Raw genomic sequence first — 9350 nt, 5'->3', positions numbered from 1 at the left:
CATGTTCACCGGGTCGCTCAGGTCCGGGATGGTGCGGTTGAACCGGCAGGCGGCGCAGAAGGGCAGGTCGCTGTCCGCCTCCACCAGCCAGTTGCAGCCGTCCGCCTCGGCGTTCCGGCAGAAGCGGACCTGGGTCGAGGGATCGGCCAGCGCATGCCAGGCGTCGCCCTGCGGCTCCAGCGCCGACAACGTCATGGCGGAAGGCAGGTAGCCCAGCCGGTGGCCGCATTTTTCGCAACGGACGTTGTCGAAATAGAGCAACTGGCCACAGTGCTGGCAGAAAAAGAGCTTCATCGGTCCGGCATCCCCGTTTCGAGCCCCATACAAATGGAGCCGCCGCAAGACCGTTCCGTCACAAATCCGCCGCTCACGAGACGGTGACGACCTGGTGGCGTCCCTTCCGGGGGATCCGCGGACTCACACCGCCGCCGCGCTCCCCAGGATCGTCGTCGCCTGGGCCGACAGCACGCCGCCATTACCGTGGACCAAGGCGACGTCGGCGCCGGCCACCTGCCGCCGGCCGCACTCGCCGCGAAGCTGGCGCACCGCCTCGATCAGCAGGAACAGCCCGTACATGCCCGGGTGGCAATAGGACAAGCCGCCGCCGTTGGTGTTCACCGCCAGCGATCCGCCGGGGGCGATGCGGCCGTTCTCCACGAACGGGCCGCCCTCGCCCTTGGCGCAGAAGCCCAAATCTTCCAGGAACAGGATCGTGTTGATGGTGAAGGCGTCGTACAGCGCCAGCACCTTCACGTCCGCCGGCTTGATCCCGGACGCGGCATAGGCGCGGCGTCCGGACTCGATCGCACCCGTATGCGTCAGCATCGGCATCGAGGTGATGGAAGCATGGGTGATCGACTGCCCGCTGCCCAGCACGTAGACCGGCTTTTGCTTCATGCCCTTGGCGCGATCCGCCCGCACCATCACGATCGCTCCGCCGCCGTCGGTCACCAGGCAGATATCGCGTACGGTGAATGGCTCGCTGATTTTGCGCGCGTTCAGCACGTCCTGGATGGTCAATGGCTTCTTTTCCCACGCCGCCGGGTTCAGCAGCGCCCAGTCGCGGGCGGCGACGGCCACCGCGGCCATCTGCTCGCGGGTGGTGCCGAATTCATGCATGTGCCGGCTCGCCGCCATCGCATAGGCGCTGGCTGGCAGGAAAGGCTTGTACGGCGTCTCGTACGCGTTGAACTCCCGAGCGGAGGCGGCGCGGCGGCCAACGGTGCGCTGGGTGCTGCCATAGGCGATCACGGCGACGTTGCAGAGACCGGCCTCCAGCGCGGCATGTGCGTGGGCGACATGCACCTCGAAGGAGGAGCCGCCGACGATGGTGCTGTCGGTATAGGCGTTGGGCAGGCCGACATACTCGACCAGCGACATCGCCGAGGTCCGCGCCTGGGTGGTGGCGCAGAACACCGCGTCGACGTCCTTCAGGGTCAGGCCGGCGTCGCCCAGGGCGCGATGGATGCCCTGGGCCATCAGGTCGATCGGGCTCATCAGCGCGGCGACAGCGCCCAGGTCCGACTCGGCCGCGCCGACGATGGCGACACTTCCGCGGTTCATCACGCGCCCTCCGCCGGGGTGAAGACGGGGTAGGGATCTTCGTCGCCATCCGGCGTGAAGACGCGGAACTTCACCCGCATGCCGATCTTGACGTCCCTTGGGGCGATGTCCTCGACCCGCGACATCATGCGGAAGCCTTCGTCGACGTCGACCAGGCAGACGTTATAGGGCTCGCCTTGCTGCGGGTGGACGACCGTGGTGGCATGGACGGTGCCGACACCTTTGCTGACGCGCCATTCCAGGTCCGCTTCCCCGGTGACCGGAGCGACCACGCGTGGATAGAACACCGCTTTTCCCAGCGATGGGCTGAATTGGTACCCGAGCTCGCCGCGCTTGAGGTGAGCGATATAGGTCGCCAACGGAGAGAGGGGTGGCGACGGGGGCGCGTCAGGCATCGGGCGTGTTTCCTCGAAGGTGTTTCCGGCAGGCTACCAACGACCGCGGCGGCACACAAACGGCGGCACCCATGCTGATCCTGCTTGCAGAATGCCCGTGAAGCCGCCAGATTCAGAGGATGTCCACGTTCATGCTCAATTCCGAAGCAAAGTCTTCCCAGGCGCCATCGCCGGACCCGGCTGCCGACGGATATCTGACCGGTCAATTGCTGGTGGCGATGCCGTCGATGACCGATCCGCGCTTTACACAGAGCGTAATCTATCTCTGCGCCCATACCGCGGAAGGGGCGATGGGCCTGGTGCTGAACCGGCCGATCGTGAAGCCGACCTTCGACGATCTGCTGAAGCAATTGCAGGTCGAGCCTTTGCCGCCTGTCCGCCACATCAAGCTGTGCGCCGGCGGCCCGGTCGAGAACGCCCGCGGCTTCGTCCTGCACACCAGCGACTGGACGGGGGAGGGTAGCCTGAAAGTGGACGACTCGACGGCGCTGACTGCCAGCCTCGATGTGTTGAAAGTGATCGCCGAGGGCGGCGGACCGCGCGAATGCGTCCTGGCGCTGGGTTATGCCGGCTGGGGACCGGGGCAGTTGGATCAGGAATTCCAGCAGAACGCCTGGCTGTCCATTCCCGCGGACGAAACCCTTATGTTCGACGGCGACCACGATACCAAATGGCGCCGTGCGCTCGGTAAGCTGCATATTGACCCGCTGCTGCTGTCGGACACGGCGGGCCACGGCTGAATTTCCGATCTGCATGCCGGTGTTAACCATTTTGTAAGGTATCGGCCCTTACATCCGTCGCGGCCCGCGCCTGGACGGATGGAGGCACCGTATGACCACCCCCTTGCAGCAATTGACCGCGATTGTCCGGGAAATCGTGAACAACCCGGCGATCGACCTGACACCCGCCTCACGCCTGGACGATATCGCTGGTCTCGACTCGATGGACGTCGTGTCGATCGCGGTGGAGGTCGAGTGCCGGTTCGACATGCTGTTCGAGTTGGACGACATCGAACGGCTGGTCACGGTCGGAGACCTGCTGCGGCTGATCGCCTCGAAGCGGGCCATGGCCGCGTGAGCCTCCGGGTCTGACCGCCTCCCCCCGGCCGTTAACCTTCCGGTAACGACCCGGTGGCATAAGGGCGCATGCCCTTCAACGCGATCGCATTCCTGCTGGGTTTCCTGCCGCTGACCCTGGCCGGGACGCTGGCGGCAAGCCGGTTCGGGACCTCCTGCGTCAAGCTCTGGCTCGTCGCCGTCTCGTTCCTGTTCTACGGCCTGAACGCACCGCGCCAGCTTCCCGTCCTGCTGGGCTGCCTGGTCGTCAACCTGGTGGCGGCCCAGGCCATCGGGCAGGCACGGCGTCCCGCATTGGCCGCGGCGTTCGGCATCGCCACGGATCTCGGAATCCTGGGCTGGTTCAAATACCTCGCCCCTGCGTTGTGGCCGGACATGCCGCTGCCGCCCGGGATCAGTTTCTTCGTCTTTAGCCAGATCGGGCTGCTGCTTTGGCTGGCGGCCTCGGCAACCGAGCGGGTCGGGCTGCTGGATCAGGTGCTGCTGTCGGTGTTCTTTCCAGTGGTCCTGGCGGGGCCGATCCTCAATCCCAACGACATGGAGCGGCAACCCACCCTGACGGCCGAGACCCTGGCCGTGGGGTTCGGCTTTTTCTGTCTCGGCCTGGTGAAGAAGACCCTCCTCGCCGATCCTCTGGGTCCCATCGTTGCGGCGGGCTTCACCGGCCCCGACGGCGCGGTCACGGCCTGGTTCGGCGCCATGGCCTGGTATCTGCAGCTTTACTTCGACTTTTCCGGCTACACCGACATGGCGATCGGCCTGGCCTGGATGGTCGGGCTGCGCCTGCCGGACAATTTCGACCAGCCCTATCGCGCCGCGTCGGTCATCCAGTACTGGCAGCGCTGGCACATGTCGCTGACGCGGTTCCTGATGGCCAACGTGCATGCGCCGCTGACGCTGGCGGTGCTGCGCCGCCGCCGCCGCTTGGGCCGTCCGATCAACGACGCGGCGCAGAGGACGCCGTCCGGCTTCACCATCATGATCGCCGGACCGATCGCGGCCACCATGCTGCTGGCGGGCCTTTGGCACGGCGCGCAATGGACCTATGGGCTGTTTGGCTTGCTGCACGCCGGCTACCTGCTGGTCAACCACGCCTGGCGCTTGTGGCGGCTGCCCGTGCTGCCGGCTTTCCTGGCCGTCGGCCTGACTCAGGCCGCTGTCCTGGCGGGCGCGGTGATCTTCCGAGCGGCGACACCGGACGAAGCTGGTCGGATGTTCGCGGCAATGGCAGGCGGGCAGGGGTTCGGCACGCTGGACCTGCGCGCGGCTGCGACGGCGGTCTGGCTGCTATCGCTCTTCGCGGTGATCTGGTTCGCCCCGACCACGCGGCAGTTCATGCAGGCGGGTGCCGGGCCGGTGACACTCTGGCGGCCGACGCCGCGGATGGCGGTGGCGATGGGCTGCCTCGCCACGCTGGGGCTTCTGGCGTGCGAAGGTACCCAGGCTTTCGTGTATTTCAGCTTCTGATGACGCCGCGCCGCACCCTGCTGCTGATGCTGGCCACTGCCTGCGCAAGCTTTGCCCTCGTCTGGGCCTGGGTCATCGCGATGCCCATGACGTTCATGGAGTCGGAATACGGCGCCTGGCATGCCAAAGAGGTCATGCTGAACCGCTGCGACTTGGGGGACACGATCATCCTCGGCGACTCCCGCGCTGCCGCCGATATCCTCCCGGCCCGACTGGATGGACGGGCGACGAACCTGGCGATCGGGGGCGGCGAGGCGGTCGAGGCGCTGGCCCTGCTGCGACGCGCCCTGGCCTGTCCGCATCCACCCCGGCGGGTGGTACTGTCCTTTGACGCGGGACATTTCAGCCGCCCCGACCTGTTCTGGGAACGCAGCGTGCGCTTCGGCTTCCTCTCTGCCGCCGACATCGCCGAACTGCGCCGTGTGTCGGAAGCAACGGCCGACCCGTCAGTCTACCAGGAACGCCGTACCGACATCCTGCCCGACCGCCTGCGCGACTGGCTGCGGTTGGCGCACTTCCCGACCTATGACTTTCCCAGCCTGCTGCATGGCGGCGTTTTCCTGCGCGTGCTGCACAACCGGCACATGCTGGCGGCGACATTGGCCAGCCGGGGCCAATACAGTTTCGGCACGGCCCCAGGTTCGGATGAGGTTGCGGTCGAGGGCCATCTTGCAACGTTCCGTCCGCTGCCGGTGCTTGACCATTATTTCAACGAAATCGTCTCGATGCTTGACCGGCGTGGGATCGAGACGGTGTTCCTGCCGATGCCGGTCAACGACGCGACCTACCGGCGGATCACCCCGGCACTGCTGACGGGCTTCACCGCTTATCTGCACGCCTATGCCGCCCGCTACCGTTGGTTCCGTGTCGCCGGCGAGATTATCCCGCACCGACCGGATAGCGCGTTCGGCGATGAATTCTGCCACATGAACCCGCCGGCCGCCGACCGCTACAGCCAGGAACTGGCTCAACGGCTGCAGGCCGCCCCGCCCAGCACGCAGAACGACGCACAGAACGGGTGGTTGAGCGGCACCGGACGTGCTGCCTCGGCCAATGTCGTACCCATCTCGAAACGCGGATCATAGGCGAGTAGCGTGCAGGCCAGCACCACGGGGCGATCTGAGCCGCTCCGCCGCGCAACCATCCGAGCGGAGGCGCACATGACGTCGTCTGGCGATTTACGGAGGATGGTCCAACAGGCGGTGGTGATCTCCGGCACGTCGCGCGCGGGGTCCAATTCCGGGAACAGCATCAGCCGGACCGGGTCCTGGGCGTCTATCGGAATTGCGCGTTCGGCGAACAAGGCCGCATAGCCGGCTCGCAGGCGTGCCTCGGGTTCCCCGGTGAAATGACGGCCGGCAACGTCGATGCGGAAGCCATTGCGCGCGAGCCAGGTCAAGCCATCCAGCGTCGGTGCCCAGCTTTGGCGGCCGCGTTCCTGTTCGTGGATGGCGGGGTCGTAGTGGTCAAGTGACACGCGGAGGGTCAGCCTGTCACCGTACGCGTCGCGCAGCGCCAACAGGTCCTTGTCCCGCTTGCGCATCGGCTTCATGGCATTGGTCAGCACCAGTGCCTCCAGGCCGCGGGACAGGGCGTCACGCAGCATGGGGACCAGGTCGGGGTTCATGAACGGCTCCCCGCCGGTGAAGCCGATCAGGCTTGTCGGCAGGCGGTCGCGGGCGATCTCGTCCAGGTAGGCGGCGACCTCCCCGGCGGTCAGGTAGGCGAGCCGGTCATTGCGCGGCGAGGATTCGATGTAGCAGTTCCGGCAGGTCAGGTTGCACAGCGTTCCGGTATTGAACCACAGCGTCTCCAACCCTCTGAGCGCCACGCGCGCGCGGGTTTCGCCCTTGGCCGTCACGAAAGGGTCACGAAACTTCGCCGGGTCGAGGCCGAGGGCGATCTGGTCCAACGCTGACTCCCGTCATTAGATCGGACCACTATCCGTGCGGCGGCGAGAGGCGGCAAGGCGCGCACGGGATCACGTCCCAACCCGGACGGACGGGAGCGACCATTTCTGCCTTGGACTGTCAGACCGATGACGCACTTGGTGGCTCTCGCCGGTGGCATCGCCGCCCAACTATGCCATCATGCGCCAACCGTCCCACGAAGGAGGCCCTCATGCCCGGCGCGCTCGACCATCTGCTGGTCCTCGACCTGACCAGCCATCTCTCCGGCCCCTACTGCGCCATGATGCTGGCCGACCACGGCGCCGACGTGATCAAGATCGAGCCACCGGCCGGCGATTCCGCCCGCAACATGCCACCGTTCGTCAACGGCGAGAGCGCCCCGTTCATGACCTGGAACCGCAACAAGCGGTCGGTGGTGATGGACTTCAAGAAGCAGGCCGACCGGATGGCGTTCCTGCAACTCGTCGACAAGGCCGACGTGGTGGTCGAGAACTACCGGCCTGGCGTCATGGATCGGCTGGGCATCGGCTGGGACGTCCTGCATGCCCGCAATCCACGGCTGATCCTGGCCTCGATCTCCGGCTTCGGGCAGACCGGGCCGTATTCCAGCCGCGGCGGGTTCGACCTGATCACTCAGGCGATGTCGGGCCTGATGAGCACCAATGGTCCCGCCGACGGGCCGCCGTTCCGCCTGCCGATCGCGATCTCCGACGTCACCGCCGGCATGTTCCTGGCCTTCGGCGTCATGACGGCGTTGGAGGCGCGGCACCGCACCGGCGAGGGGCAGCGGGTCGAAACCTCGCTGTTCGAGGCGGCGACGTCACTGGCCGTCTATGAGTCGGCGCATTACTTCGCGACCGGCACGCGCCCGGAGCGGATCGGCCAGGCACATCGCGGCAGTGCGCCCTACCAGTGCTTCCAGACCGCTGACGGTTACATCACCCTGGGCGCGTCCCAGCAGAAATTCTTCGAAGGGCTGGCGAAGCTGGTCGAGCTACCCTCGCTGCTGGAAGACGAACGGTTCCGGACGAACGCGTTGCGGGTGCAGAACAACGACGCGCTGGTGGCGCTGCTGCAGGCGAAGATCGCCGGGAAACCCTCGGCGTTCTGGCTGGCGGAGCTGGAGAAATTGGGCATCCCCGCCGGCCCGGTCCAATCCTATGACGAGGTGTTCAACGACCCGCAGATCCTGGCGCGCGACATGGTCGCCGAGACGCGACATCCGGTCACCGGTCCGTTCAAGACCATGGGCGTGCCGGTGAAGCTCTCGGCGACCCCAGGCGCCGTGCGTGGCCCGGCGCCGCGCCTGGGTGAGCACACCGATGCCATCCTCAATCAGCGCGAAGCGGCGGAGTAGGACGATGCCCAGTCAGGCCGAAAAGGCCATCGCCTTCCGGGCGCTGCATGCCGCGCCCCAGGCGTTCGTCATCGCCAATGCCTGGGACGCCGGGTCCGCCCGCCTGCTGTCGGGCCTCGGCTTCAAGGCACTGGCTACGTCCAGCGGCGCCAGCGCCGGGGTGCTGGGCCGCCGCGATGGCCATGTGACACGACAGGAGGCGCTGGATCACTGCCGGCTGATCGTAGAGGCGACCGACCTGCCGGTCTCGGCCGACCTGGAGAAGGGATTCGGCGACGCCCCCGAGGACGCGGCGGAGACCATCCGGCTGGCCGCCGGGGTGGGCCTTGTCGGTGCCTCGATCGAGGACGCCACCGGCGACGCCGGCCGCCCCCTCTTCGACCTTCCCACCGCTCGGGTCCGCATCGAGGCCGCCGTCGCAGCCGCCCGAGCGCAGGCGTTTCCGTTCACCCTGACCGCTCGCAGCGAGAACTTCCTGCGCGGCAATCCGGACCTCGCGGATACGATTGCACGGCTGCGGGCGTTCGAGGCCGCCGGTGCGGATGTGCTGATGGCGCCCGGCCTGCCGGACCTCGACGCGGTGCGCGCGGTCTGCGCGGCGCTGGGCAGGCCGGTGAATTTCATGGCCGGGATCAAAGGCAAGTCGTTCACCGTCGCGGCGCTGGCCGAGGCGGGCGTGAAACGTATCAGCCTGGCGACGTCGCTGTATCGCGCCGCGATGACCGGGTTGCTGGCCGCGGCCCGTGAGGTGGCGGGGCAGGGGACGTTCGGCTACCTGGACACGACGATGGCCACGCCGGAACTGAACGCCTTCATGCGGTAGGGGATTGGGAAGGCGTTCCGTCGCGACCGGCACAAGGCTGGCCGTGACGGCAGGGCAGGCCGCTCCTACTTCGCCAATATCCGCGCCAGTTCCAGCAGCGCCGTGTCCACCGGCTTCGTGCGGCCGACGATGTCCGGCAGCGGCGTGCGTGTCACCTCGTTCTTCTGCCAGCCGATCAGCACCCCGGTCTCGCCGTCGCTCAGCGCCTTCACCGCATTGACGCCCAGCCGCGTCGCCAGGATGCGGTCGAAGGCCCGCGGGGGCGCGCCGCGTACGACGTGGCCCAGGGTCGTGGCCCGCAGCTCAAACCCCGTGCGGCGCTTCTCGGCTTCGAAATATGCGAGGATCTTCGGGGCGCTTTCCTTGACACCCTCGGCGATCACCACGATCGCATGGGTCTTCCCACGCTCGTACGCCGCGGTCAGCCGTTCGGCGATCTCGTGCGCCGAGACTTCGTGCTCCGGCGTCGAAATGACCTCGGCGCCGCCGGCCAGGCCGGCCATGATCGCCAGGTATCCGCAATCCCGCCCCATCGTCTCCACCAGGAACGCCCGGTTATGGGAGGAGCCGGTGGTACGCAGGTGGTCGATCGCCTCCAGCGTGACGTTGATCGCGGTATCGCAGCCGATCGAGATGTCGGTGCCCAGCAAGTCGTTGTCGATGGTGGACGCGATGCCGACCACATGCACGCCCATCTGGTTGAGCATATGCGACCCGGTCTGCGAGCCGTTGCCGCCGATGACGACCACGCCGTCGATG

11 protein-coding genes are annotated in these 9350 nt (G+C 67.1%); 6 read left to right on the top strand and 5 right to left on the bottom strand.

Features of this window, described 5'->3' with window-relative positions:
* From VHB27_RS14440 to VHB27_RS14430, 3 genes are all read right to left on the bottom strand, one after another.
* Positions 1-294: zinc-ribbon domain-containing protein (locus tag VHB27_RS14440; RefSeq protein WP_325601591.1), on the bottom strand; the 294-nt coding region annotated here is incomplete at its 3' end.
* A gap of 123 nt (positions 295-417) precedes the next feature.
* Positions 418-1563: an acetyl-CoA acetyltransferase gene (locus tag VHB27_RS14435; RefSeq protein ID WP_325601589.1), complete on the bottom strand. Its 1146-nt coding sequence runs from the start codon at positions 1561-1563 to the stop codon at positions 418-420.
* Complete coding sequence (locus tag VHB27_RS14430; RefSeq protein WP_325601587.1) at positions 1563-1958, bottom strand: Zn-ribbon domain-containing OB-fold protein; 396 nt, start codon at positions 1956-1958, stop codon at positions 1563-1565. The genes VHB27_RS14435 and VHB27_RS14430 overlap by 1 nt, the downstream gene beginning before the upstream one ends.
* A 131-nt stretch (positions 1959-2089) precedes the next feature.
* Between VHB27_RS14430 and VHB27_RS14425 the strand changes: the two genes are divergently transcribed.
* The 4 genes from VHB27_RS14425 to VHB27_RS14410 all read left to right on the top strand — a co-directional run bounded on the left by VHB27_RS14425 (position 2090) and on the right by VHB27_RS14410 (position 5586).
* Positions 2090-2698: a YqgE/AlgH family protein gene (locus VHB27_RS14425; RefSeq protein ID WP_325601585.1), complete on the top strand. Its 609-nt coding sequence runs from the start codon at positions 2090-2092 to the stop codon at positions 2696-2698.
* A gap of 91 nt (positions 2699-2789) precedes the next feature.
* Positions 2790-3035, top strand: coding sequence for an acyl carrier protein (locus VHB27_RS14420; protein ID WP_325601583.1), 246 nt, complete (start codon positions 2790-2792; stop codon positions 3033-3035).
* A 68-nt stretch (positions 3036-3103) separates the two neighbouring features.
* Positions 3104-4501 (top strand): MBOAT family O-acyltransferase, encoded by a 1398-nt coding sequence (locus tag VHB27_RS14415; protein ID WP_325601581.1) that lies wholly within the window; start codon positions 3104-3106, stop codon positions 4499-4501.
* Positions 4501-5586, top strand: a complete 1086-nt coding sequence (locus tag VHB27_RS14410; protein ID WP_325601579.1) for a hypothetical protein — start codon at positions 4501-4503, stop codon at positions 5584-5586. The genes VHB27_RS14415 and VHB27_RS14410 overlap by 1 nt, the downstream gene beginning before the upstream one ends.
* On the opposite strand, the gene VHB27_RS14405 is transcribed toward VHB27_RS14410, so the two are convergent.
* Positions 5469-6413 carry a radical SAM protein gene (locus VHB27_RS14405; protein ID WP_325601577.1) on the bottom strand — a complete coding sequence of 315 codons (945 nt, stop codon included), beginning with the start codon at positions 6411-6413 and terminating at the stop codon, positions 5469-5471. The two genes, VHB27_RS14410 and VHB27_RS14405, sit on opposite strands and share 118 nt — an antisense overlap.
* A 209-nt stretch (positions 6414-6622) precedes the next feature.
* On the opposite strand from VHB27_RS14405, the gene VHB27_RS14400 reads away from it, so the two are divergent.
* Both VHB27_RS14400 and VHB27_RS14395 read left to right on the top strand, forming a co-directional pair.
* Positions 6623-7768, top strand: coding sequence for a CaiB/BaiF CoA transferase family protein (locus tag VHB27_RS14400; protein ID WP_325601575.1), 1146 nt, complete (start codon positions 6623-6625; stop codon positions 7766-7768).
* A 4-nt stretch (positions 7769-7772) separates the two neighbouring features.
* Positions 7773-8591: an isocitrate lyase/PEP mutase family protein gene (locus tag VHB27_RS14395; protein WP_325601573.1), complete on the top strand. Its 819-nt coding sequence runs from the start codon at positions 7773-7775 to the stop codon at positions 8589-8591.
* Between the two features lie 65 nt (positions 8592-8656).
* On the opposite strand, the gene VHB27_RS14390 is transcribed toward VHB27_RS14395, so the two are convergent.
* On the bottom strand, positions 8657-9350 hold a 694-nt coding region (locus VHB27_RS14390), incomplete at its 5' end, for an ATP-dependent 6-phosphofructokinase (protein WP_325601571.1).

The sequence above is a fragment of the Rhodopila sp. genome (assembly GCF_035548235.1).
Taxonomy (GTDB): Bacteria; Pseudomonadota; Alphaproteobacteria; order Acetobacterales; family Acetobacteraceae; genus Rhodopila.
The sequence above is the reverse complement of the archived record's forward strand: the minus strand, read 5'-3'. Positions and strand labels throughout refer to the sequence as shown.

What these genes read in the sequence shown, in the direction of transcription:
- VHB27_RS14420 (WP_325601583.1), top strand. Translation starts at nt 2,790, where the DNA reads ATGACCACCCCCTTGCAGCAATTGACCGCGATTGTCCGGGAAATCGTG.
- VHB27_RS14395 (WP_325601573.1), top strand. Translation starts at nt 7,773, where the DNA reads ATGCCCAGTCAGGCCGAAAAGGCCATCGCCTTCCGGGCGCTGCATGCC.
- VHB27_RS14435 (WP_325601589.1), bottom strand. Translation starts at nt 1,563, where the DNA reads ATGAACCGCGGAAGTGTCGCCATCGTCGGCGCGGCCGAGTCGGACCTG.
- VHB27_RS14425 (WP_325601585.1), top strand. Translation starts at nt 2,090, where the DNA reads ATGCTCAATTCCGAAGCAAAGTCTTCCCAGGCGCCATCGCCGGACCCG.
- VHB27_RS14430 (WP_325601587.1), bottom strand. Translation starts at nt 1,958, where the DNA reads ATGCCTGACGCGCCCCCGTCGCCACCCCTCTCTCCGTTGGCGACCTAT.
- VHB27_RS14400 (WP_325601575.1), top strand. Translation starts at nt 6,623, where the DNA reads ATGCCCGGCGCGCTCGACCATCTGCTGGTCCTCGACCTGACCAGCCAT.
- VHB27_RS14410 (WP_325601579.1), top strand. Translation starts at nt 4,501, where the DNA reads ATGACGCCGCGCCGCACCCTGCTGCTGATGCTGGCCACTGCCTGCGCA.
- VHB27_RS14415 (WP_325601581.1), top strand. Translation starts at nt 3,104, where the DNA reads ATGCCCTTCAACGCGATCGCATTCCTGCTGGGTTTCCTGCCGCTGACC.